General features: G+C 32.2%; 24 protein-coding genes and 1 pseudogene. 4 read left to right on the top strand and 21 right to left on the bottom strand.

The features are described from left to right. Entirely contained in the window at positions 1–1608 is a 1608-nt protein-coding gene (locus tag BN2665_RS21170) for a class I adenylate-forming enzyme family protein (RefSeq protein WP_055669100.1), read from the bottom strand. Positions 1609–1844: 236 nt separating this feature from the next. On the opposite strand from BN2665_RS21170, the gene BN2665_RS21165 reads away from it, so the two are divergent. Beyond that, positions 1845–2858, top strand: a complete 1014-nt coding sequence (locus BN2665_RS21165) for a LacI family DNA-binding transcriptional regulator (protein ID WP_055669099.1) — start codon at positions 1845–1847, stop codon at positions 2856–2858. A gap of 263 nt (positions 2859–3121) precedes the next feature. On the opposite strand, the pseudogene tnpA reads toward BN2665_RS21165, so the two are convergent. The 4 genes and pseudogenes from tnpA to BN2665_RS21150 form a co-directional block, all read right to left on the bottom strand. Then, positions 3122–3424 (bottom strand): annotated as a pseudogene (tnpA, locus tag BN2665_RS26475) (IS200/IS605 family transposase); the annotation flags it as partial. A 34-nt stretch (positions 3425–3458) separates the two neighbouring features. Then, positions 3459–3920 carry a GNAT family N-acetyltransferase gene (locus BN2665_RS21160; RefSeq protein WP_055669098.1) on the bottom strand — a complete coding sequence of 154 codons (462 nt, stop codon included), beginning with the start codon at positions 3918–3920 and terminating at the stop codon, positions 3459–3461. A gap of 41 nt (positions 3921–3961) precedes the next feature. Further along, complete coding sequence (locus BN2665_RS21155; protein WP_055669097.1) at positions 3962–5452, bottom strand: helix-turn-helix domain-containing protein; 1491 nt, start codon at positions 5450–5452, stop codon at positions 3962–3964. Positions 5453–5719: 267 nt separating this feature from the next. After that, positions 5720–5986, bottom strand: coding sequence for a hypothetical protein (locus BN2665_RS21150; protein WP_055669096.1), 267 nt, complete (start codon positions 5984–5986; stop codon positions 5720–5722). A gap of 533 nt (positions 5987–6519) precedes the next feature. Between BN2665_RS21150 and BN2665_RS21145 the strand changes: the two genes are divergently transcribed. Then, positions 6520–7416 carry an AraC family transcriptional regulator gene (locus BN2665_RS21145; protein WP_055669095.1) on the top strand — a complete coding sequence of 299 codons (897 nt, stop codon included), beginning with the start codon at positions 6520–6522 and terminating at the stop codon, positions 7414–7416. A gap of 76 nt (positions 7417–7492) precedes the next feature. Here the strand turns inward: BN2665_RS21145 and BN2665_RS21140 are convergent, their stop codons facing one another. The 15 genes from BN2665_RS21140 to BN2665_RS21075 all read right to left on the bottom strand — a co-directional run bounded on the left by BN2665_RS21140 (position 7493) and on the right by BN2665_RS21075 (position 21527). Further along, positions 7493–8395: a hypothetical protein gene (locus BN2665_RS21140; protein ID WP_055669094.1), complete on the bottom strand. Its 903-nt coding sequence runs from the start codon at positions 8393–8395 to the stop codon at positions 7493–7495. Positions 8396–8415: 20 nt separating this feature from the next. Beyond that, positions 8416–8895: a flavodoxin domain-containing protein gene (locus tag BN2665_RS21135; RefSeq protein ID WP_055669093.1), complete on the bottom strand. Its 480-nt coding sequence runs from the start codon at positions 8893–8895 to the stop codon at positions 8416–8418. Positions 8896–8981: 86 nt separating this feature from the next. Beyond that, positions 8982–9611, bottom strand: a complete 630-nt coding sequence (locus BN2665_RS21130) for a TetR/AcrR family transcriptional regulator (protein ID WP_055669092.1) — start codon at positions 9609–9611, stop codon at positions 8982–8984. A 229-nt stretch (positions 9612–9840) separates the two neighbouring features. Beyond that, a complete protein-coding gene (locus tag BN2665_RS21125; RefSeq protein WP_055669091.1) occupies positions 9841–11688 on the bottom strand; it encodes a serine hydrolase domain-containing protein in 1848 nt (615 codons plus the stop codon). A 357-nt stretch (positions 11689–12045) separates the two neighbouring features. Continuing rightward, positions 12046–12216: a hypothetical protein gene (locus BN2665_RS27155; protein WP_154675001.1), complete on the bottom strand. Its 171-nt coding sequence runs from the start codon at positions 12214–12216 to the stop codon at positions 12046–12048. A gap of 137 nt (positions 12217–12353) precedes the next feature. Continuing rightward, on the bottom strand, positions 12354–13559 hold the full coding sequence (locus BN2665_RS21120) for a sensor histidine kinase (protein ID WP_055669090.1): 1206 nt from the start codon (positions 13557–13559) through the stop codon (positions 12354–12356). Next, on the bottom strand, positions 13549–14244 hold the full coding sequence (locus BN2665_RS21115) for a response regulator transcription factor (RefSeq protein WP_055669089.1): 696 nt from the start codon (positions 14242–14244) through the stop codon (positions 13549–13551). Before BN2665_RS21115 ends, BN2665_RS21120 begins: the two co-directional genes overlap by 11 nt. A 36-nt stretch (positions 14245–14280) precedes the next feature. Beyond that, the gene (locus BN2665_RS21110; RefSeq protein WP_242866001.1) at positions 14281–15519 is read right to left on the bottom strand and encodes an ArnT family glycosyltransferase; all 1239 of its coding nucleotides are present in this window, start codon (positions 15517–15519) and stop codon (positions 14281–14283) included. A gap of 43 nt (positions 15520–15562) precedes the next feature. Beyond that, complete coding sequence (locus tag BN2665_RS21105) at positions 15563–15910, bottom strand: EamA family transporter (protein ID WP_055669088.1); 348 nt, start codon at positions 15908–15910, stop codon at positions 15563–15565. 4 nt (positions 15911–15914) lie between these two features. Then, positions 15915–16244, bottom strand: a complete 330-nt coding sequence (locus BN2665_RS21100; protein ID WP_055669087.1) for a DUF2304 domain-containing protein — start codon at positions 16242–16244, stop codon at positions 15915–15917. Continuing rightward, the gene (locus tag BN2665_RS21095) at positions 16241–16942 is read right to left on the bottom strand and encodes a glycosyltransferase family 2 protein (protein ID WP_055670031.1); all 702 of its coding nucleotides are present in this window, start codon (positions 16940–16942) and stop codon (positions 16241–16243) included. The genes BN2665_RS21100 and BN2665_RS21095 overlap by 4 nt, the downstream gene beginning before the upstream one ends. 262 nt (positions 16943–17204) lie before the next feature. Further along, on the bottom strand, positions 17205–17465 hold the full coding sequence (locus BN2665_RS21090) for a hypothetical protein (protein WP_055669086.1): 261 nt from the start codon (positions 17463–17465) through the stop codon (positions 17205–17207). A 200-nt stretch (positions 17466–17665) separates the two neighbouring features. Further along, positions 17666–18631 (bottom strand): hypothetical protein, encoded by a 966-nt coding sequence (locus BN2665_RS21085; RefSeq protein WP_055669085.1) that lies wholly within the window; start codon positions 18629–18631, stop codon positions 17666–17668. Positions 18632–18781: 150 nt separating this feature from the next. Further along, entirely contained in the window at positions 18782–19879 is a 1098-nt protein-coding gene (locus tag BN2665_RS21080; RefSeq protein ID WP_055669084.1) for a response regulator transcription factor, read from the bottom strand. Then, positions 19872–21527 carry a sensor histidine kinase gene (locus BN2665_RS21075; RefSeq protein ID WP_055669083.1) on the bottom strand — a complete coding sequence of 552 codons (1656 nt, stop codon included), beginning with the start codon at positions 21525–21527 and terminating at the stop codon, positions 19872–19874. The genes BN2665_RS21080 and BN2665_RS21075 overlap by 8 nt, the downstream gene beginning before the upstream one ends. A 186-nt stretch (positions 21528–21713) precedes the next feature. Here BN2665_RS21075 and BN2665_RS21070 point away from each other — a divergent pair, with 186 nt between their 5' ends. Next, positions 21714–22781: a cell wall-binding repeat-containing protein gene (locus tag BN2665_RS21070; RefSeq protein WP_055669082.1), complete on the top strand. Its 1068-nt coding sequence runs from the start codon at positions 21714–21716 to the stop codon at positions 22779–22781. A gap of 132 nt (positions 22782–22913) precedes the next feature. Further along, positions 22914–23165 carry an SHOCT domain-containing protein gene (locus BN2665_RS21065; RefSeq protein WP_055669081.1) on the top strand — a complete coding sequence of 84 codons (252 nt, stop codon included), beginning with the start codon at positions 22914–22916 and terminating at the stop codon, positions 23163–23165. Between the two features lie 90 nt (positions 23166–23255). On the opposite strand, the gene BN2665_RS21060 is transcribed toward BN2665_RS21065, so the two are convergent. Next, positions 23256–24041, bottom strand: a complete 786-nt coding sequence (locus tag BN2665_RS21060; protein ID WP_055669080.1) for a sulfite exporter TauE/SafE family protein — start codon at positions 24039–24041, stop codon at positions 23256–23258. Positions 24042–24044: the final 3 nt, after the last annotated feature.

The raw sequence follows: 24044 nt of genomic DNA, 5'->3' as shown, positions 1-24044 counted from the left end.
CTAAATCTCCTTTTCGAACATAGTTTTAATTAATTTTTTATTTACTTTCATACCTGCAGTTTTAGGAACTTCTGTGAGAAATAAAATTTTAGTCGGTATCTTGTATTTTGCCAATCTTTTTTCTAAAGCTTTGTAAATCTCATCTACAGTAAGTTCTATTCCCTGTTTTGTGACAATTACTGCTGCTGCTGTTTCTCCATAAACATCATCATGAATACCAACAATAGCTGCATCTTTTATTCCAGAAATACGAAGAAGTTCTTCTTCAATATCGGTACACCAGATTTTTTCTCCTCCACGGTTAATCATGTCCTTCTTGCGATCCACAATAAATATATATCCATCTTCATTGTAGTACCCCATATCACCAGTATTTAACCAGTGATCCTTATCAATCAATTCCGTGTCCATTTTGTAATATCCCTTGGTTACCACATTCCCACGAATCCAAATCTCTCCTACTTTGTTACAGCCTAATTCCTGCTTTTGTTCATCTAGAAATTTAAATTCAATACCTGGAATAGGCTTTCCCGCGGCTCCTGCATAAATACTAGTAGGCGCATCACCAGGAAAGATAAGTGCCGGTGAAGAAGTTTCCGTCATACCATATACAATCTGAAACCTGGTATTAGGAATCCATTTATGAATTTCCTTCATTTTTTCTTTTGGCATGTAGCTGCCTCCACAAGCTAAAATGCGCAGACTTGGAAGGCTAGGAAATTGTTTTTTGTACTCAATCATCAATCCAAATACTGTGGGAGAGCCATGCATAAATGTAATTTCATTGTCACGAATACAAGTGAGGATACGTTTTGCATCGTAATGCCTGTACAAATATATCGTACCTCCGGTATATACAAATAACCCTAAAAGAGCTACAAGCCCTGTAATGTGATAAATAGGCACTGGAATAATGGTTTTATCTTCTGGACTAATGCCAAGGATTCTGTTATATATTGCGACCGCATTCATCACATTATAATTGCAAAGCACCACTCCTTTACTCTGTGATGTGGTTCCGGAAGTAAACATAATAATGACCTCATCCTCTAGACAACCGGCTCCTTCATCGAAGTGTAAGCCTTTAAAAGATAAATGTCTGAACCCATACCCTGTCTCTTCATTTTCGGATTTTAACAGTCCTAATCCTGCCAATTTATAATTTAGAATCCACTGTTCAAAGGTTTCACTATATAAAAGTACTGAAAGATCTGCTTTATGAATTAGCTGTTCTATTTCAGGTTCTCTATATTTAGTGGGAAATGGAATTGCTATTGCGCCTAATTTTACAATAGCAAAAAAGGAAGCGCAGAATTCAATACTGTTGTGAAGGAGAATCCCAACGTGTGTTCCCTTTGTTACCTTAAATGTTTTCTTTAAATAAGCTGCCAAGGAATCTACCATATGCAAGAATGTTTCATACTTATAGGAGCGCTCCCAATTATCATAAAATGCAATTTTGTCAGGGAATTTAGCGGCTGTTTCCTGTAAAGCATGATACAAACTCGGTGGTATATTTCCATATGAATACACATTAATTTCATTGTATGACCTATTTTCCATGCCATTCATGGTAAGAGTATCCCAAAAAGTGTTTCCTCTAATCATTTTAATATCACCTCTCAATTGTTTTGGGAGCGGTCTCATTTATAAGTATATAGTATACCTGTTAAAAATACTTGTCAACTAGTAATTACGTTTATTTTTTGCATTTTATATATACTTTTTTCATGATACCGCTACCATAAATTCAAATAAATATCTTTTATAGCTGAATCTATTATGCTATAATTTAGAAAAAGGGCTAAAACTCTTATGTGTATTGAGATAAAAGAGGTGATTTTTTGTCAAAAAAAGTTGATATTGATTATATAGCTAAAGCAGCAGGTGTATCCCGCTCCACGGTATCTCGAGTTTTAACCAACAGTAGTAACGTAAAAGAAGAAACTAAAGAAAAAATCCTGAGGGTAATGAAAGAGGCCAATTATCATCCAAGCATTATGGCTAGAGGATTAGCTACTGGAAAGTTAGAAATAATTGCACTTATTGTTAGTGACATTCGTAATCCATTTTATTCTGAACTGGTATGGGTTATTAATAACAACCTTCAAGAAAAAGGTTATCTGATGACACTATACAACAGTTCACAGATTGTTGGTGAAAACGACCAGCATTTACGTAAGCTCTTAGATTATGGTTTTTCTGGAATTATTATTGCGGATGCACGTAATGAAGTTTCTTTCAGTAACATCTTGAAAAGCGCTAATTGTCCTATTGTTTTAGTAAACCGAGAAATAGGTTTTATTTCAAAATATGATAGCATATCAGTGGACAACAAAATGGGAGGTTACCTTGCCACCAATCACTTACTATCATTGGGACATCAAAAAATAGCGATGCTTCGTGGCCCTCAATTTTCCACAACAAGTCAAGGTAGATATGATGGCTATTTATATGCCATGGAAGAATATGGACTTACCCCAAATCCCAAATATGTAGTCTCCGGTTCGTTAAATATGGAATCTGGCCAAAGATTTGTCCATGAACTTCTGATTAACTCTGATGACCCACCCACTGCTGTTTTTGTAGGTGGTGATTTAATGTGCTATGGTGTGATGGATGAATGCATTAAAAACGGAATTCGAATTCCAGAAGACATAAGTATTGTTGGATTTGATGATATCCCATTATCAAAAGCTAGTTTCATAAACCTGACTACCATTCGTCATCCTTATGATATGATTGGATCCATGGTAGCTAAGAGAATCATTGAGCGTATTAATGGCAACGATGAACCTATTTCCAAGACTGTGCTAACTCCTACTCTACAAGTTCGTGGAAGTACTCGCGCTATATAATTCTAGCGCCCTCCACCAGTTAAAACATAATAACAGCAAGTTCATAATGAAATGCACTTGCTGTCTATTTGCTTTGATAAACACTGGTTATGCCCAACATCGTAAACTTAAGAAAACCTGATATAATACTTGATGCTTATTAGGTTTCCTTTTCATTATATTTACGTTAAAATAAATCTAGGGGCGATTATATGATTAATTGTTGTAAGAAAAGATTTAAGAAGATGGTTTCCTAATATATAACGCTCATAATACCCACGTCACCAAAACTGCCTGTTTCCGTATTTATATTTCAGATTTGCATGTCTATCAAATACCATGAGTGAACTTTTACCTTTCAAATATCCCATAAACTGCGAGACATTTAACTTAGGTGGTATACTAACTAACATATGAATGTGATCTACATATGCATTTGCTTCTATTATCTCCACACTTTTATGTTCACACAATTTCCTTAATATATGCTCTATATCTTTCCTTATCTTTCCCCTTCTATACTTTGGCGCAAATACTATATGATATTTGCAGTTCGAAAACCTCAATGCTATTATACCAAAAGAAATTTTTATATTTGACTCAATGCTGAAAGCTCTACTATTAACTTATCTCTTTAACATACTCAAACAGCCAAAAATCAACTTCCTTTACAGGTTTAAATTCCTCAGTTTTAACATAGCCATGTTTCTTATAAAAGTAATGATTCCTATAACTTTTATAAGGGGTATCTAGTGACCATTTTCTGATATGGGGATATGTTTTCTCGATAAAGCTAATTGCCTTTGTACCAATTCCTTGGTTTTGATAGTTTGGATCTATATAGAGAGCACCTAGTCTAAAATGCCTATTACCTAAGTCATACAAATTAATTCCTCCGATTATGGTGTTATCTAGTACAATTTTATAGTACATTCCATTTTTAATTTTTTCTAGGTGCCATTCTAGTGTTTCAATTCCTGGTGGTAGAGAACCATACATAGTTTTGTCTTCATCAAAGGCTCTTATAGCTACTTCTTTCAATATTTTTGCATCTGATTCTAAAGAGAGTATAAATTCCACCATTTATGTCACTCCTTAATAGATATTTTATTATCTTGTTATTCCTAAATAACCTTTACAATCTCTCTTAAAATTTCACAAGCATCAGAATCAAGTTTTTTCATATCCATAATAAGTTTAATAATTTCTTTTCTAATCAGCGGATTGGCTAGATTTCTTGCCTGTTCCTCACCATGCTCCCAGCTTCCTAAATGTTCACTCATCTTCCTAGCTAAATTTGATTCTTGTTTAAAACAACTCGCGGCCTCTGAACATTTATGTTTTATCATTTCATACTGACTGCCTACCCATTCCATAAAGAAGCCTGCATAGGCTCTACCTTCCCCTATCATAGTCATTGCATCACCCTGACACATTATTCTTTCAAATAATATTGGTATAACTACATCCTTAGGGAACTGACTTTCATCTGACAAGGCATGTGCCCATGCATCAAAGGCAGTCTGCCCCCCTGCATAATCACCTATACGTTCCTTTGTAAGTATATCTATTGCATTTAAAAGAATATCCTTGGTGCTTGTTTGGATACACTTTTCTTCATCTATTGACATAACAGCACATGTATCAGGATTTTCCCACCAGCTTTTTGAAATAAAGTATCCTGACTCATCTATCTCAGTTCCCTTTGAGTATTCAGGATTATCCTGAAAGAAATTCCATCCCAAAAGGGTGTTTCCATTATCTCTATATCCCGTAATAATACAAGCCTCTGGGGGTCCTATTATTCCAAGAGCAATTACAGGACGCCCTTCATCTATTTCAGATTTTATAAACCTTATAAAGTCATCTTTTGTTACTTCTGCCTTCTTGAAAAGAATACTATAAGAACGTCCAGTTGCTTTAAAAGAACGTTGAAATGCCTCTGTTGAGTCTTCATAAATGCACATTATATCAACATTACCGCCATCCCAATATTTAGTGTTCCATCTAAGGCGGAAGGCTGCTCCAGAAGCCGCCATAAGGTAAGAGTAATTTATATCCTGTCCAATATAGTTAAGGCATGCTTTAAGGGCTGAAGGAAATGGAGTACATTCTTCAAAGCAATACTGCACCTTAGGAACACCATAAAGAATACAACTGTCCTCTGATCTCTTTATATCTTTCATATTTATCATTACCTCCAAAAAACTAGGGAAACCCTGACATACATTATCTTTACCTATAATACCTGGTCCATATATTCCCGTTGCAAGCTTAACTCTTCCTACGCTAAGATGCTTTTGTCTAAATTCTTTTGGCGTAATTAACACAAAACGTTTGAAGGCACGTGTGAAAGTATCATAAGTTTCAAAGCCATAATCATTTGCTATATCAAGTATTCTTCTTCCACTATGCGCTATATCAAACGCTGCATTTGCTATTTTTCTATAGAGAATATATTTTGCTAGAGGCATTTTAGCATGCTGTTTAAATACCTCCCTTATATGTGGAAATGAAAATCCTGTTACCCTCTCGAGTTCTGCATAATCTATATCTGACTTAACTCTTCTCTCCACATAAGCAACTACCGATGTTATAAATGTAAAATAATCCATATCAGCACCACCCTAAGTTCCATTTTCTTCTAGAAGTAATTTTATTATATTTCATTTTATGAAGTTTTTCTCGACTTTTTTGAGGATAATAAATTAATTATTGCTATATACTAGATGTACACAATCACAAACTATAAAATCATAATAAAAAAGGATACTTCTGATGGTATCCAAATGTACATTTTATAAAATTTCTTATTAAAAATTCTCATGAATTAGCATATGCATAAATTCCCAACTAATCCTTCTATTCATTTTCTTTATTGCTTACTTCTTTAACCCACTATTATAGTATTTTTCAAACAGTCTAATAGTTTCTTCTTGTAAAAATTCATTATATTTTTCCGCTGCTTGCCTACCTTTTAAATTTTTTCTCTTTCTCATTTCTCTTGCTATTATACTTTTATTCAACGAGGTGTCTTCTATAACCTCTGAATGCGAGTGTCCCTCTTCAATCATATTCAGTGCCTTGCTTAGTTGTAAGTTGCTGTATCTTTTTTTCTTGTACTTGTTACATGATGATTTGCTATTCAATAATTGTCCCTCTTTCTTACTATTTGTAAAAAGCTTGGCTAAATATTTTCTATTATCAAAACTCAATATGAAATGCTACATTTTAGTACTCTCTGAATGGAAGTTATCTACGACTATAATTATAATTTCATTTTTACACAATGTATAATTCATAACAAGATAATAAATGATTATAATTAAAGTTTCCTATATATATCATCTTTATTGTTTCTTGATACTATAAAAATCACCTAATATCAAGTAAATTTGGTGATTTTTCATAGATTAATCTATTAGGTTCTCTGTTATTAGTCATAGGGCATCCCTCCTTGCTTGTTTTGATTTACTAAATACCTTTTTATTATTTTAATTCTTATCTATTTTATTCTTTCGAATAAGAATAAAATATTGTATAATCAATAGTTGTTAATGCACTCTAACATATTTATGTGAACTAAGAATTGCTGAAGTTTTCTACCTTGCTCATTTGTCTTAAAAATGCAAGGTAGGATTTGTCTATATCTGTTATCCTTAATTTGAAAGGAGGGATTACCGTGGACTTTCTGAATCGAATGACTAAAGTGATTGACTATATCGAGGAGCATATTACAGAAGACTTTAGCTTAAATGATGTTGCGAAAATTGTTTGTTGCAATGCGTATCAATTTGGCAGAATTTTTTCTTTTGTAATTGGAATTTCAATAAGTGAATATTTACGTAACAGAAGACTTTCTCTTGCAGCATTAGAGTTACAGTGTGGCAATGTCAAAGTTATTGATGTGGCTTTAAAATACGGTTACAACTCTCCAGAGTCGTTCACCCGTGCATTTCGCGATATGCATGGAGTATCGCCAAGGGAAGCATGCACCTTAGGTGTTAAACTCAGGATGTATCCGCGTATCACCTTTCAAATTTCATTAAAAGGAGATGCAGATATGGAATACCGTATTGAAGAAAAGGGCATTATAAAAGGTGTTGGTGTTGTAAAAAACTTTGGCAAGTGGACTGCTAACAAGGAATCAGAACATTGGACAGAAAGAATGGGAGAACGATGGACGTTTTGGGATGATTTTCTTAACCGTGGTACAAATTTGATTATACGCGACAAATATAAACTATACCGAGAACCGTTCTGGCAAATGGGAGTTACACACACTCTTGAAAATGGTGATATTGTTGAAGCAATAGGAGCAGAGGATTCTGGAGGAGATTTCCCTGAACTTACTCGATTTGAAGTGCCTGCTAGCACATGGGCTGTCTTCACAGCAAAGGATACGCTCAATCAAAAGGAACATCCAATTGATGCATTGACTGCACAGATATTTTCAGAATGGCTGCCATCAAGCGGTTACGAAAAATCTATGGATTATGAAATTCAAGTATATGGTCCGGGGGACACACAATCAGATGATTATATCTGTGAAATTTGGATTCCAGTCAAAAGAAAATAACTAGAAATAAGCATACCATTAAACATTAGCAGGGCAAAAGCCTTGCTTTTTTATTCAGTAGTACCCTGCCCACTAATTAGATATTATTACAATTACTCTTTTTAAAGGTTTTATATTCTTTATCATCAATATTCTTAATCAACAAAAGCATGCAATAGAATATAATCAAACTAAATAAAGGGAATATGATGATTTCTAAAATGCTCATTGAAACACCTGCAAGATATTGCCCTATTATCATGGCTGTCAGAGCTGCCCCCATAGTAAAACCTTTCATAATTATAACTGAAGAAAGAAGGTAGCCAAAGGGTTTCCTTTTAATTAGCAACGCTCCAGATAGTAATGCTATAGGTACTATAACTCCCAAGTCTAATCCTTGAATAACAAGGGTCGTATAATGCTCTAGTCCTACAGGAACCGTTCCATTTATTATTGTAGGTATTATTTTGCTCATCCAAAGTAAGCATAATGCTGCAGCAAAGAATATTTGAAATCCACCTAGGAACTTTACCGGAAGCTTTTTGTTAAATGCTGAACTTAAATTTCTAATATCAACTGACATCATTGATAATGTGAATGCAAAAAAACTTGCTGACATGAGTATTACATATACAATAAACATTGGATTGTACATCCATAAAAAAACGTAGGAAATAAATGTGTACAAGAAATAGCCTAATGTTCCTGTAAGCAGCAATCTGCCTTTCAAAGACCCCCTTAACGATAGGCACAAAGATGCAATTAATAGGGGGATACCTAAAACTGCTGTTACTATATCCTGCGCTATACCTTGAGTGGCTACTGACATGGAATCATTACTATATAAACCTCTTCCATAAATATTAATTGTTTCCCCTCTAAAGGATTGGATTTCGTAGTCGCCTGGCCCACCACTAGAGAATATTCCAATGGCTGACGCAAATATTGATAATATGACGATGCATACTACAAGTAAACTAATTATTTTATTGTACTTCATTTAAGCTACCTCCAGATATGCTAAATAGCATTCATTGCTTGTGCAAATCTGTGGATATTATCCTCCAATATATTGGATTTATTTGACATTACTTTAGATACCCTTTTTACTATAAATTTTTCTATGAAGTTCATTTTATCAAAGATAAATTCTCCTCCAAAACATTCCTTAGTATCTGCAATTTTGATTAATGCTGAATTAAAATTCTGATTTAATTCAGCACTGATCATATCTCCTTCTTGCATACCACAAATAAACAATCCAATTCTTTTTTCTTCTAATTTACTTAAATTCTTTGAACAGAATTCTGTTACTTCCTTCTGTATTTTGCCAACATATATTGATCCACCAATAATAATCTTTTCATATTTTGAAATATCAATATCCCTTACTTTCTTTAAATCTATTATGTCTACTTTACCAATAAGTTCTTTGGACAATAATTCAGCACATTTTTCTGTACATCCATATTTACTTGCATAAACTATCAAAGTATTCATTTAATTACCCCCATTTTATTTTATTCTTCTATTTTAACATCGAGCTGATTTGACCATCTTCCAGCATTATATTTTCCTTCTCCTTCCTAATTCAATGTATTTTCATTAGTTATTCTTAGTACTATTTCATTTGAATAAAAGCTAATCAATTTTTCTCTTTGTTCATCACCAATGTCTTTCTCTACTATGAGCTTAAAAATAAGACCTAAGGTTGATACTACAATCATTTGAGCGGTTAATTCAATTGTATTTTCATCTATATCTTTATCCTTATATATTTCTTGTAAGCATTGGTATAGTGCAGACAAAGCTGGCTTTTCTTTTGAAGCACCTTTAAATAATGAGGAGGTATGTTTTAATGCTGCTTTTGATTGATTTAATTGGGCCGCCATAAATTCATCTGGCATATTTAATGCCGCTTTTATATAATTTTTAGTCATTTGTATTAATCTTTCTTCTGGAGGGTTATTTTCCATCTTTACAGAAGATACTGCCATTACTATTTTTTTATAACCCCTTTGCATTACATTGTTTAATATTTCTTCCTTATCATTAAAATAATGATAAATAATAGAAGGAGAATATTCAATTTTTTTAGCAATTTTTCTAATTGATAGCTTATCAAATCCTTCAGCAGCAATGATATCACTTGCTGTTAAAAGGATAAGTTCCCTCATTTCCTCAATTTCTCGTTCTCTTCTCTTTTCTATAGTCATTATTTCACTCCCACTTCATTTAACACAGTTCTATAATTAAACACTGTTCAATTTTAAAATAACACTTAGAATAATTATTGTCAATATAAAAAAATATCCTCCTGGATTAATATTTATTTTAATATTAATCCAGGAGGATTTCTTTACTTTATAATTCACGATAGATTGCCATTTCCTTAACCTTCACTAAATGCTCATTATCAATGGATGCATATCAAAATAAAATCTATTACCAAAATTTATATGCCTCCCAGAAAATGACGTTAATTGTCATGATAAAACCTGCGATGCCAGTCATAATCAGGTTTATCTTCTCCTTTCTTGTGCAGTGGAGTTTTTTCCATTTTGTAGCTAGGATAACAGCGTAGGCCACAGGAATCAGGGCAAATACCCCATTAAGTATGACACTCCATAGAACATCCTCAAGCAATGCTAATCCAGAAAACAGCTTTATGGATATATAAACAAACATCATTGCCGTAGTAATGACGGAAGCATTTACAATGGCACGGCATTTCCCTATTGTCCCAATAGATTTTTTACGTTTTAGGAAGCCGATGAAACTGATAATTAGCGAAAAAAACCCATAAACTGTTGCCAATACGAATAATACCAATAGTGCATATTTTGCTATCACTCCATAACCGTTCACTTCCACATAATCCGAAGCTGGTAACTGCAGGACTGTACGTCCATCTTTATCAGTTGACGCATAAATTATAAACTGCTTAAGCCCACCATCGTCCATCAGATATGAGCCTGTTTTGATAGGTGCGACGGTCTTATGAGTTCCGGGAACGGAATATAAGCCACCGTCCTTAGAAACAAGTCGCATGAGAGAAACCAAGCTGTAGGGTTTTGCGAAGCCTTTGAAACAGGTTCTAGATGATACGTACATACCAGAAATATCTTCTGGCTGCACTATGCCTGTACCGCTCTCATATTTTCCAAAAACCTTCGGCAAAAGACCGCAGTTGTAGATCGACTCTCCAGCCTGATTGGTAAGAATTATCATACCAGTGCCAGATTTCAGATCAAATGCAAACCATGAGGAGCTTCCAAGGGTCCCCCCATTGTGCCATAATACAGAAACACCAAGTTCATCTGTCCAAAATCCATGATAGTTCCTAGCGGCTTTTCCATCGGCAAAAAACAATGAAGGCGAAAGCATTTCATCTAAAGTTTCCCTTTTCTCAAATAATGGGGATTTTTCTCCTTTAGCAACAAGAAACGTCTGGCCAAATTTTATAAAATCACTGATAGTACCAGTGGCCATTCCCGCAGGATATAAGGAAAGATAATACAGTCTGGTTCCAAGCGATTCATTCTTAGTGGTATAGCACTTTTCTTCCTTACGCTTTTCAGCAACCCATTTATTATCGGAAAGTGTGGCATTTAGAGCCGTATGCTTCATGCCCAGTGACTCAAAAATGTGTTCATGCACATAATCATGAAAAGATTGTCCACTGATGCGCTCAACGATATATCCTGCCAGTGCAGAACCCCAATTTGAATACGCAACCACCGTGCCTGGCTCATGGACCTGCTCTGGTTCAATAAGCTGTAATGCTTCTCCAAGTTCTTTTACATCTTTCTTGTCCTTAATAAACAGATCTGTAACCGTTTCCTGCCATCCCGCATTGTGGTTCATAAGATTCAGTATAGTTATTGGGGTATCGAACTTAAGTTTTTTGAAAAATCCCTCTGGCAGATATGTGCGAATATCCTCCTTGAGGTCTATCTTACCCTTCTCCACAAGTTGCATAACACTTGTCCAAACTAATAATTTAGTACAGGAACCCCATTCGAAAACCGTGTCCTTATCATTTGAAATTGCATTCTCAATGTCTGAATACCCATATGCTTTTTCCATCAGCACATTACTGTCAGTGAATACAGCCACGGATACTGCGGCTGTGGTGTCTTTATGATCCTCAACATAGGAATCAATCACTGCTTCTATATTAGAATAGGAAACGCCCGATGACAGCACTCCTTTATCCTCTGCCGCATAGGCTGTCAATGATACTGATGTGCATAAGACAAGTGCAAGAACAATACTAAGCAATCTTTTCATAAATGATCTACCCTTCCCTTTGATACAACTGAAAAGATATAAATAATCCCCTAGAAATACAGCTATACTCTAATTTCAGTTATAAGCTTACTATCTTAGTTTATTTTACAATATAATACATATAAAACCAAGTTAAACTTTTGTGGTTCCTTCTTATCTTTAATGTTCCAAACAGATTAAGTATCTTCCAAAAAAAGATATTAAAAAGTTCTTATTTGGAATTATATCTTTAATTATTTTATTGCAAGTATTATAAGCTACGTCATAATCAGACTTTGCACTAACACACCACTTTTCATTGTCAGGTAAAAACATTAAACACTTATAACCATCATCCAGTAAACATAATTGTGATTGTTAATAATCAACAGTAATCTTTTGTTTTACCTTATCAATCTTAATCAATGATATATATCCACTATACATCTCGTCAATGTGGATATACTTGGACGAATACGCATCTAAAAATTCCCATCCTTCTCCATTTATAAATTTTCTTTTCATAGTATTTATCCTTTTCTTAAACACTCATATACGCATTCTATCAACTTTAAGTTTTTAATTTTATATATTTTTTTAATGCAATAACATGCATAGGATAAAATCCTTTTTCATTTTTTCAATTATTCCGCCAGCCCCTGGTTTAGCAAACTCTTCTATCATTTTTATAAACCCTCTCTACTTAATTCTATGTTAATTATAAACTTATTATCTTCATTTTTCACCCAAATTCTTCCTTCATGCAGTTCTACTATATTTTTTGCAATTGCTAATCCCAATCCTGATCCTGCAATTTCTGAGTTTCTTGATTCATCTGTCCTATAAAATCTATTAAATATTTTATCCAAATCTTCTTTTGAGATGCTCTCAACTATATTTTCAAAGCTTATAATTACATTTTCATTATTTTCATATAAATTTATATTTACGTCGCTTCCTTCAACACTGTATTTAACAGCATTTCCTATAATATTTTCAAAAACCCTTGCTATTTTACCGGGATCTACTAATAACTCTATTTTGCTATTTTTAAAATTTTTGTTAAACCTTATATATCTTTCTTTTGCCTGAATTGAGAGCTCACCTATGCTTTGCTCCATTATCTCTATTATATTAACTTTTACTTTTTCAAGTTTAATACCGCCACTTTCAAGTTTAGAATACTCAAATAAATCGTCTATTAATACCTTTAGTTTTTTCGACTTTTCTAAAGATATTTTTGCATATTTATCTTTATCTTCAAAGCTCATTTTATCATCTGCTGCAAGCTGAATGTACCCAATCAATGCTGTAAGGGGTGTTCTTAAATCATGAGATACATTTGTTACAAGTTCACTTTTTAATCTTTCTGAGGCTCTTTCTTCCTCTATTTTATTTTTCAGCCTAAGCGACATGTTATTTATCTCTTTTGCTAAAATTGCTAATTCATCATGCCCTTGAATTCCTATTTTATAATCTAAATTTCCTTTAGAAATTATTTTTATACCATTATATATACTTTTTATATATTCGGCTTTTCTTCTAACCAATAAATAAATTAATAATAGAATAGTTATTATATTAGGCAATAATTTCACAGAAATAATAACTAAAGAAAAAGCTAATAATAATTCTCTTGTTACGCTTGCAAATACTAACTCCTTAAGTCTATTTTTGAATTTTGAAGAAATTAACAACATAACTACAATACTTGGTATGATACATAATGTGATAACATATAAGGCATCTGATATAATACCGGACACTGCATTAGACACCTTATGTGGTATTACATCAAAAATTAAAGATATAGAGGTAACACTTAAAAGAATAGTTAATAATAGTTCTCTTGTTACACTTCCAAATAATAATTTCTTAATTCTATTTTTCAATTTTGTATCCCACTCCCCATACCACTTTTATATACTTAGGTTCCTTAGGGTTGATCTCGATCTTCTCTCTTATGTTTCTTATGTGTACAGCTACAGTATTATCTGCATTATTAAAAGGTTCCTTCCATACACTATCATAAATCTGTTCTGTACTCATAACTCTACCTCGATTAATTGCTAAAGTTTCTAATATAGAAAATTCTAGAGGAGTAAGCCTTACAAAGTTTCCTTCAACAAAAACTTCTCTTGAAGCTCTATTTATAGTAAGTCCATCAATGACTATTTCATCCTCATCTTCTTTTTTTGCTTCATTAAAATTAAAGCATCTTCTAAGCTGAGATTTTACTCTTGCAGCAAGCTCTAATGGATTAAAAGGCTTAGTAACATAATCATCAGCTCCAACATTTAAACCTAGAATTTTATCACTGTCCTCATTTTTAGCAGAAAGCATGATTATAGGAAGCTTTTTTTCTTCTCTAATTTTTAGACATGTTCTTATCCCATCCAATTTAGGCATCATAATATCTAAAATTATTAAATCAATATCATTATTTTTAAGCTTTTCCAAAGCATCCATGCCATCATAGGCTGTAATAACCTTTAAGCCTTCATTTATTAAATAAATTTCAATTAATTCCCTTATATCTTTTTCATCATCCACTACTAATATTGTATTTTTTTCCAAGAGTTACAGCCCCTTTCTTATTATTAATAACCGCAGCTATTTAATTAATTCTATTCTTTTACATCTCTTATCATTAATGGTATATGCCGCAAATAATATTACTAATGGCATCAAAGGATATGAATATCTTTCAAAAGTATAATAGGGTAAGTATATAATATTAAAATAAATCACTACCATAATCAAAAACTTAAGATTCAGACTCTTATCCTTGTACTTTATCATACCATAAAGGGCATAAAATAAGATTATGAAATGATAAATAATTACAGGAATATATGATATATTAATTACCCAATAGAAAGGAGCTCTCCAAAAATAAAAGGTTTTACCCAAAGTGTACCAAGCTATATATTTTAATGGTTCTTTTTTTCCATAGATCTTTAATCTTTGAAGTCCTGCCTTCATTTCATTTTCATTACTCTCTAAAACATCTTTTCCTTTTATATAGGGCACTCCCAAACCCTTACTTTGGTCATAATTGATAAAGGTGCCCTGCAAAAATGGATTTCCACTAGATTTTGTAAACAAAATCACTCTATCAAAAACTTTATAATTTCTTATCCACCAAGGCGCCATAATAATACAGAATATAGATGTAACTACGATAGTATATTTAAACATCTCACCAAAGCTATATTTATCTTTTATCCACATAATTAAAATTAACAGTGGGTAAGCAGCAATGGTAGGCCTAAATAAACAGCCTATTGCCCAAACCATTCCACCTAATATATATAACTTCAAACTTTTCTTTTCAATGGCATAAATACTTATATATATTAAAAGTAACAATAAAAACTTAAAAATAACTTCCATCAAAATAAGGTTTGCTGCATAAATTTCAGCTATATATAATGCATCCATAAAACAGGCTATTAAGGCCACTTTGCTATTAAATACTTTTTTCCCTATTAAAAACAAGAGATATAAACTTATTCCTTGCAATATTGCTTGAAATATTCTAAATGCTACAATGCCATTTATCTTACCAAAGATAAACATAAATAATGAAAGTATATACGTTAACCCTGGCATTATATAAGCTGTAGCTTCTTTTATGTTTTCGTAAGACAATATATTGTTATCCAATAAATTCCATGCGCTTCTAATATACTTTGCATCATCATTATCGAATTTTTCTAAACTCCCTAAAAGCAAGGAATCTCCCAAGGTAAATATAGAAAAAATAGCTATTGCCATAAAAACTATTTCAATGATTATTAAATAAGTATAAATTCTTTTTTCTTCATTCATATCTTTTAATTTATTCACATATCATCCCCCGCTTGTCCTATAATTAAATGATAAATTTATCCTACTTCATTCCAACTAAAACAGCTCCTGCAAAAAGTAATAAAAGTCCAAGGATTTTTGATATTGTTAAACTTTCATTGAATATAATAACCCCTGCAAAGGCCCCTACGATATAACATAAACTCTGAAGAGGATATATACTACTTAACTGTTCCTTGGATAATAAATATAACCAAATAACCGTAGCAAAAACATAAATAATTCCACCAGAAAATATGTAAGGATTGAATAAAGTATTCATTATACCTTTAAAAGATATCCGAAAATCAACTTTACTCATCCCCACCTTCCATAAAACTTGTCCACATACCAACATTAATATATTAACTCCTAATAATAAATAATTCATTTTCTTACCTTTCTTCCATTCTATCTTTTAATATGGAATTTTCTTGTATAAGCTTTGTTAACTTTTTCTGAATGCTTGAAATTACTATCATTAAATAAAAAATCATTATCAAGCAAAATACTATACCCATAAAAAACAAAAATGCTGGTGCGTACATTATCCCTGTAGCTTTTGCAAGATACTCTACAATTGTGGAATTCATTGAAAATATCATTAAAATTAAACTTACTAAAATCCATAACAGACCAGATTTAAATTCCAAACTTCTTTTCTGAATAAATATAATACTTATAACTAGAAAAAAGAGTGAAATCATAAAATAAAATATATTCATTGTAACACCTCTTTTCTACTTGGTAGAATAAGCGAGGCTAGAGTTACTTTTATCATATAATAGCCAGATTTTATTGGTGTTATAGAGGATTTTCCACCTTGCCTTTTATTCATATTAACGTCAACCTCTTTCACCTTAAGACCATTTTTTACAGCATACACTATAGTCTCAACTTCTGGATAATCCTGAGGATAATAATTTGCGAAAAGACTGATTCCTGTTTTGTTAACCATCCTATAACCAGAAGTGGTGTCATAATATGAACTTTTACATAAAAAAGATACAAGCTTAGAAAAATATCTTATACCAAGATTTCTACACACACTAGGTTTATAATTTGACTTACAAATAAACCTTGAACCAATTATCATATCAGCATTACTCTCCTTAAGTTCCTTAGCTAACTTACCTAAATCCTTTGAGCTATGTTGACCATCCCCATCAATCTGCACCGCTGCATCGTAACCATTATAAAGTGCATATAAATATCCTGTCTGCACGGCACCACCAATTCCTAAGTTACTACTTAAATTTAAAACCTTTGCTCCTGCCTTCCTAGCTTCTAATTCTGTATTGTCTGTTGAACCGTCATTTACAACTACAATATCAAACTCAACATTACTATCTTTAATTGCCTCTACCACTTTATATATGTTTTTTTCTTCATTATAAGCTGGAATTATGGCTAAATATTTCATAATTCTCTCTCCCCCTTCTCCCAAATCTATAGTCAAAAAAGAAAAATCATAATTAATAAAAAATGCTCCTGGTCTTAATCCAATAACCATTTCCATTTATACTAATTATTATAAAAGCCATTATTAAAGAAATATTTATTAAAATTATGAAGATTTAATGAAGATATAGAGAATTTCATTATACTTAATAGGCTCAAAAGGCTCTCTATGTAACTAGTTACATAGAGAGCCTTTTGAATATATGTCTTATCTTAATGGAACTTTAGTAAAGGGTAGGAATAGGGTAACATGCAACCTCATCAATTAATTCTGGGTCAAATCCATAGAATGTCCAATAAGTTCCAGTCCATCTATAACCCGAAACCTCTCCATACTCTATTCTTGTAGGATAAAACCAGAATGGCCTTCCATTTCTAGGCCATACATAGGTATATGAGTGCAGGCAATCGATGATATATGAATTTGCTGGCTTTGGTGGAATGGTTGCTGGTGGTGGATAATCTGGAGGTCCGAATTGCCTCATAGAATTTAGCTCCTTTTCAAAGTCTTCTGTATTTATAATATGATAGAATACATGCTATAGTTCATATGTATTATTTAATTATATAAATAAAAAATAAGTAGCATACAATTATTACTGATGCTACTTATTTCATCTTTCTAATGAATTTTATAAATTTTAATGGTATTAACTATTACTTTGCTTCATCACTAGTTCATCTATTAGAAATTCCCATCACTTTTCATTTCTTTTAATAGCTTTTCAGCAAGACGAAGGTAATTATCCCAAGCTGTATTTCTAGTGGTATAGCCGCTAGCAGCGTAATTTCCTGTGTCTCCAATGGCAGGCATCTCAGATATATCAAGCATATTTTGTGTCTTCACCACCTGCTCATTTAAAGCATCCATTTGAATGTTAAATCCTATACGTGAAGGCTCTTCATATTCAACACTCTCATATTTTGATTGCCTATAGAATTTTTTAAGGTTAGGATCTTTAATTTCGTCGGGAGAATCAGCAAAAATTTCATCATATCTAACAGAAATTATCTTCTTGTCACGTATTACTATCTTCAAAAGAGAAGTTAATCCTCCATCAAGTTTTTCTGCAATGCTATAGTATTTCTCATTAGATGGTTTACCTAATGATGGTGATAACTTTTCCGCTAATGGGATCATTGATTGTTTAATACTGTTAGAAGCTCCTGAAACTGCATCAAACTCACCAGTAATACTTTGCTTTTCTAGCATTTGCTTTTCTACTTTAACCACGCTTTGTATCCAAGCGGCACCTTTTTTCTCACCCATAGTGAAGTTATATTCTGACATACGCTTAGGAACATCCTGATAGTAACGATGGTAATAGTTAGGACGAGTTCTCTCATTAAACTCAACATGAACTATAGCCCCTTTATCTTTTACAATCTCTAAGGTACCAAGATGACCTTGTCTAAAACGTTCTTCTATTTTATAAAAGTCTCCTTTTATTATTCCAAGCTTAGGTTGAATACTCCAATCAAGTTTTGTCATTTGAGCTGCTCCTTGAGTATCCTTTGTTGCCTGTGTGGTAGCCTCAGGCTTTTCCACCTTCTCAGACTTCTCAGGCTTTTTTTGAGAACATCCCGCCATAGTAGTTACTAAAGCTACAATAATCAATACCTTAAATAATTTAGATTCTTTCATAGACATTTACATTTCCCCTATTCCAATTTAATTTAATAGTTAAAAAAAAGACATATTTGTGATATATTTATCATACAAAAATATCTTTAAAAAATGAATGTAATAATTAAGGATTATACCCCTACAAAACACAGATAAAAATCCAAATTTTTATATTTATTTGTTAAATGTATTTTTAAATTCTATTGGAGAAAGTCCAGTATGTTTTTTAAACAGCTTTCCAAAATACTCTACATTGTTATACCCTAATCTGTGTGCAATTTCATAACTCCTAAGACTTTCTTCAGTTATCAGCTGCTTTGCTCTTTCCATTTTAACCATAGTAATATATTCTCCAACTGTAATGCTAGTTTCCTGTCTAAATATATCCCCAACGTAATTTTTAGAGAGGAATAAAGCTTCAGAGATTTTACTCATATTAATCTCCTTTTCTATATTACAAACTATATAGTTACATATCTCCTTTATTAATGGACTCTTTTTAGAAGAGAATATAAATTTGTTAATAGTTAAAAGTAAAGCCTCTATAGATTCCATTATTCTTTTCTTAATAAAATCAATATTATTATAGTGTGTTAAACTTATGTCATTAACAAGGTTTTTATCTAGAAATTGCTCAACCCAGCCATAATTTGATTTTATCTCCAAATAAATTTCATTACAAACCCTTTGTAGCACAAGAGCCGTCTTTAGTATATCATGATCTAATGCGACAAAAGTATCCTCAACCATAGCTTGTATATCTCCCTCAATATTAATATTTCCTTCTATGATATTTTTAGCTATGGAATTTAATTGATTAGCAGGGTAATATATATCTATTGCCTGCAATAGTTTATCCTCTAGATTTTTTATATTAATCTGGGTTTTCTTTTTTTCTTTAATATATTCTTCAACTCTTTTTAAAAGCCCTTTTAGCTCTTGGTAGTTCACTGGCTTAACAAGATAATCAAAGATACCATGCTGAATAGCTTCCTTTGCAAAATTAAATTCACTGTGCTCACTTAAGAACACAACGCATGAAGCTAAGCATCTTTCTTTTGACTCCTTCAGAAGTTCAATTCCATTTATTCTAGGCATACTTATGTCAGTTATAAGTAAATCCACCGATTCTATTTGCAACTTTTCAAGAGCTTCCTGTCCATCTTCTGCCTCAGCAGTAATAATAAACTCTGTGCTATCTCCCCATAGAGGCAGCCTTTTTATTTGCCTTCTCATTATTTCCATATCGTCTACAATCATTACCTTAAACATCTTCATCACCATTTTGCGTATTTTTTATTGAAGGTATCGTAAAATAAAGAGCAGCCCCTTCATTTAACACACCCTCTATCCACACTCTTCCACCATGTTTTTGAATTATCTTTTTTATAGTGGCAAGTCCAATACCTGTTCCTTCAAAGTCTTGCTTTCTATGTAATCTTTGGAATACATTAAAAAGCTTACTTGAATATTTCATATCAAATCCTACTCCATTATCCTTAATATAAAACACGTATTCATTATAGCTTTTGTCGCATCCTACTGTAATTTTAATACTCTCTCTATGCCTTGAAAACTTAACTGCATTAGAAATAATATTTGTAATAACCTGCTTGAAAAACACTTTGTCTACATTTATTTCTGGAAATTTTCCTTTAAAAATCAACTCCATTTTTTTATCCTGGTTAAGGATTTTAAACTGTTGAAATACCTCTTCAATAATATTTTTAACTTGTAACTTTTCTTTGAAAAGAGTAGCTTTTGAGGTAATTGAATACTCTAATAATCTATTAATTAATCCTATCATATCCTTACAAACTTCCTGTATACTACCTATTATCTCATATGCCTCATTGTTTAAGGAATCCTTATGCTCCTCTTGTATAAAATTACTATATGTATCAATAGCTCTAAGTGGAGATTTAAGGTCATGTGAAATGGTATACGCAAATCCCTCTAACTCATAAACTGCATTTTGAAGCTCTGACGTTCTATCAGCCACACGTTGTTCCAATTCATCATTTAGAGTCTTAATCTCTTTAATTGCATTATCAAGCTGCTTTTCACGGACTTTTAATTCCTCTTGAGTTTCAAGTACTCTCTGGAGAAAACGAATAGTGATTCCTCCCATTATAAAAAATAATATGGTAGCAAGCAGAAAGGTAATTCTTATTTTTTCATCTGGATTAATAAGCCAATTTAATAGATGTGTCCTATCAATTATATAATTCTGAATTTCTAGCACAATAATAGTAAAGCTTAATCCAAAGATCACTAGTGCCCCCATAATTCTAGTATTGTATTTTGCACCACTTGAGCATTGCAGTCTAAATATCCTTCTAATAAAGGGTAGTAGCAACAATGCATCGCATAGGGCTAAAAGTATAGATTCTACAATAATCCCTTTTATTGCAAACAGACACACTATTCCCATGTCTACTCGTACATATGCCTGTGGATTCCAAGGTGGAGGGCTTAGTTGATTCAAGTTAATTAAAACTGGAAAAAGAGTCATATATATAATCATTCTGATGACTACATATATAAACTGTAGAAAGTAAATATTATAATAAAACCTATGTTTTTTTCCCCTTTTTTGTCCACCATATCCATGTATTATTATCCACAAACATAAGGAAATGGCTGGAACTATGGATGCCCATCCATTGTAGCTCCCTAAAATAAATGGATATAGTACCACCAAGCCTAGGGTAATGCTGATAATTCCATAGGTCATCCCCCAAGCAACAGTTACTAATAGAGGTAAAATAATACTCCATGTAAAATTTATAGAGAATCCATTGAAGTCAAATCTGCTGGAATAGAATGTTCCGACAAAACCAATAAAACCCAAAGCTAATGAAACAATAATTTTATAAGAGCTTGCCTTTATTAAGCTAACACTATAATCTTCACTCATATTTTTCTCCTGATTTATACTAACCTTGTTATATGCTTATCAAATTTCACTCCCATTCTATCATCTTACATTTTTATATTCAATACTTAAGCATGGATGAGCAGCCAGGTTCTAACAGATAGAATTTATAACCAAATATATTGTTTAATCATATACTATTAGGGATAAATCTTTAGGAGGAAAATAATGATCCCTAAATTAAGTAATTGTCCGCTTACATTAGACACTACTAGAGTATGCGGAAATAACCCTGTAAATATTGCTATAGAAGTGTCTAGAATTAGCTTTACTAATATGAAGCCTAATGCAGTGATATTAGTGAATAAAAATGAAGTTTTTGATGCAATATCAGCAACCTCTTTAATTCATTTTCCAATCAATGCTGCTTTATTATTTACTGAGAGTAATAGGTTAAATAGAGAAACATTAAATGAAATAAACAATCTATCACTTAAAGGATATAGAGGAATCCATGTATTCTTAGTAGGTAATATCTCAAGGAATGTATCAATAGAACTGAATAGTTATGGCTTTACAACTTACCATATAGCTGGGCATAACTACTATGAAACTGCCTGTAAAATACCTGATGTTAAAAAAGAGTTTGAAAACATTCTTATAATTTCTGGTGAAGAATATTCTGAGGGTATAGCAGCTACTTATTGGTCTGCCCATCACGGAGACCCTATCTTATACGTAAAAAGAAACACTATTCCTTCTTGTACATTGAAAACTATAAGAAGAATGAATGCTGTTAATGTTTATATTTTGGGTTCAATAAAAACTGTATCAAAAGATGTTGAAGATTCATTATCCCAACTGCCAAATATTAAACAATTAGATAGAATTGATGGTGAAACTCCTTATGATGTAGCAGTTAATTTTGCTAAATACAAAGACTCAAAAACTAATTTTGGCTGGGGCAGAAACTATAGGGATGGTCACGCCTTTACCTTTGGTACATTAAATCATCCAATTGAAACTATTGCAGGCGTATTATTTGCCCATATGGGTAAGCACACCCCATTACTTTTAATGAAAAAAGATAGCATACCATCTATGGTTAAAGGCTATATCAAATCAGTTAAACCAATGCCTCCTAAGGATATGCCTAAGCCCCCATTCATGCATGGATTTATTCTTGGAGATACATCCTATCTTTCCTATTCTGAGCAAGTTATGATTGAGGACATGCTTTCAATTACTCATGAAATGATGGATATGGATAAAATGGTAGATAAAGAAGATGCTTAAAATATAAAAACAATATTTTATTTTTCTCCATAATTCCTTCACAATCAATTCATATAATTAACTCATAAGAAAATCAGTAATAAACAAGTGCAATGATACCTAAGATTTCACTGATAGAAGGAGGAGTTTTTTATGTTTTGTGGAGGTTTTGGTGGATATGGCTTGGGATCTTCAGCTTCTGGAGGCATTGGATGGATGTTCCTGTCCATGGGCTTTAGGCTATTAATATTTGTTGCTTTAATAGTTCTAGGAGTAAAATTATTTAAAAATTATACTAATAAGCCAAATAATACATTGAAAATACTTGATGAAAGATTTGCTAAAGGTGAAATTAGTGAAGAAGAATATATAAAAAGAAGAACCATTTTATCACAAAAGAACTAGGGATACTCTCTAGTGTAAGGTGCATACAAACCCCAGTTTGTTTTTAATAAACTGGGGTTTGTATGCAATTTGGATATATTAAGGTATAAATTAATAGCTTAATATTTCTACTATATTATAAATATTAAGGCTCATTATCATTAACATAACAATAGAAAAGCATTTTTCTACTGTTTTATTTTGAAACTTTTTATTTAGTGAAGAACCTAATATTCCCCCTAATATTCCTCCCAACACCATAAAAGGTAAAGTCTTTAAATCATAAATTGCAAAACCCGTGCTTACAGCGACAGTAACTAATTTAGCCGCTTGGGAAAAAAATATGGTTATAATAGAATTAATGGCTGATTCTTTTGCATCCATTGAAAATACCAGAGCAAAAATAGCCACATTTATTGGTCCTCCTCCTACCCCTAAAAAAGAAGCTAGGATACCTAGTATAACACCAATAAGTAAATAAATAGCCCTATTATCACTTCTAACTAAAGGCTCTTTATTTTTTCTCTTAGTACAAATATATACAAATACTAAAAGGACTATCATTATAGTATTCTGTATAATCTTTATAATAGATGGATTAATGAGAAGCTTAATCGCTAAATCTAATAAATATTGGCCAATAAATCCACCAAATACTGAACCAATGCCTATAATAATTGTTTTTCTTTTATCCATTTTAACATTTTCTTTACTCTGTTTAATTATAGAAACTATGGCCATGGAAAAAACAGTAAAAGAAGATAATACACTTATAGTGCTTACATCAAAATTCCCAAGCAAATCTAGTACTGGTTTTATTATAACTCCTCCGCCAATTCCAGTTAATGCTCCAATGGTTGTAGCAAACAGAGCTATTAGAAAATATATAGTATTCAATAT

This window comes from Desnuesiella massiliensis (assembly GCF_001403615.1).
In the GTDB taxonomy this organism is placed as follows: Bacteria; Bacillota; Clostridia; order Clostridiales; family Clostridiaceae; genus Desnuesiella; species Desnuesiella massiliensis.
This window is presented reverse-complemented; position numbering and strand designations above follow the sequence as displayed.

What these genes read in the sequence shown, in the direction of transcription:
- BN2665_RS21090 (WP_055669086.1), bottom strand. Translation starts at nt 17,465, where the DNA reads ATGAGGCAATTCGGACCTCCAGATTATCCACCACCAGCAACCATTCCA.
- BN2665_RS21085 (WP_055669085.1), bottom strand. Translation starts at nt 18,631, where the DNA reads ATGTCTATGAAAGAATCTAAATTATTTAAGGTATTGATTATTGTAGCT.
- BN2665_RS21075 (WP_055669083.1), bottom strand. Translation starts at nt 21,527, where the DNA reads ATGAGTGAAGATTATAGTGTTAGCTTAATAAAGGCAAGCTCTTATAAA.
- BN2665_RS21080 (WP_055669084.1), bottom strand. Translation starts at nt 19,879, where the DNA reads ATGTTTAAGGTAATGATTGTAGACGATATGGAAATAATGAGAAGGCAA.
- BN2665_RS21140 (WP_055669094.1), bottom strand. Translation starts at nt 8,395, where the DNA reads ATGAAGTACAATAAAATAATTAGTTTACTTGTAGTATGCATCGTCATA.
- BN2665_RS21125 (WP_055669091.1), bottom strand. Translation starts at nt 11,688, where the DNA reads ATGAAAAGATTGCTTAGTATTGTTCTTGCACTTGTCTTATGCACATCA.
- BN2665_RS21170 (WP_055669100.1), bottom strand. Translation starts at nt 1,608, where the DNA reads ATGATTAGAGGAAACACTTTTTGGGATACTCTTACCATGAATGGCATG.
- BN2665_RS21135 (WP_055669093.1), bottom strand. Translation starts at nt 8,895, where the DNA reads ATGAATACTTTGATAGTTTATGCAAGTAAATATGGATGTACAGAAAAA.
- BN2665_RS21155 (WP_055669097.1), bottom strand. Translation starts at nt 5,452, where the DNA reads ATGGATTATTTTACATTTATAACATCGGTAGTTGCTTATGTGGAGAGA.
- BN2665_RS21105 (WP_055669088.1), bottom strand. Translation starts at nt 15,910, where the DNA reads ATGAATTATTTATTATTAGGAGTTAATATATTAATGTTGGTATGTGGA.
- BN2665_RS21130 (WP_055669092.1), bottom strand. Translation starts at nt 9,611, where the DNA reads ATGACTATAGAAAAGAGAAGAGAACGAGAAATTGAGGAAATGAGGGAA.
- BN2665_RS21095 (WP_055670031.1), bottom strand. Translation starts at nt 16,942, where the DNA reads ATGAAATATTTAGCCATAATTCCAGCTTATAATGAAGAAAAAAACATA.
- BN2665_RS21070 (WP_055669082.1), top strand. Translation starts at nt 21,714, where the DNA reads ATGATCCCTAAATTAAGTAATTGTCCGCTTACATTAGACACTACTAGA.
- BN2665_RS21100 (WP_055669087.1), bottom strand. Translation starts at nt 16,244, where the DNA reads ATGAATATATTTTATTTTATGATTTCACTCTTTTTTCTAGTTATAAGT.
- BN2665_RS21160 (WP_055669098.1), bottom strand. Translation starts at nt 3,920, where the DNA reads ATGGTGGAATTTATACTCTCTTTAGAATCAGATGCAAAAATATTGAAA.
- BN2665_RS21065 (WP_055669081.1), top strand. Translation starts at nt 22,914, where the DNA reads ATGTTTTGTGGAGGTTTTGGTGGATATGGCTTGGGATCTTCAGCTTCT.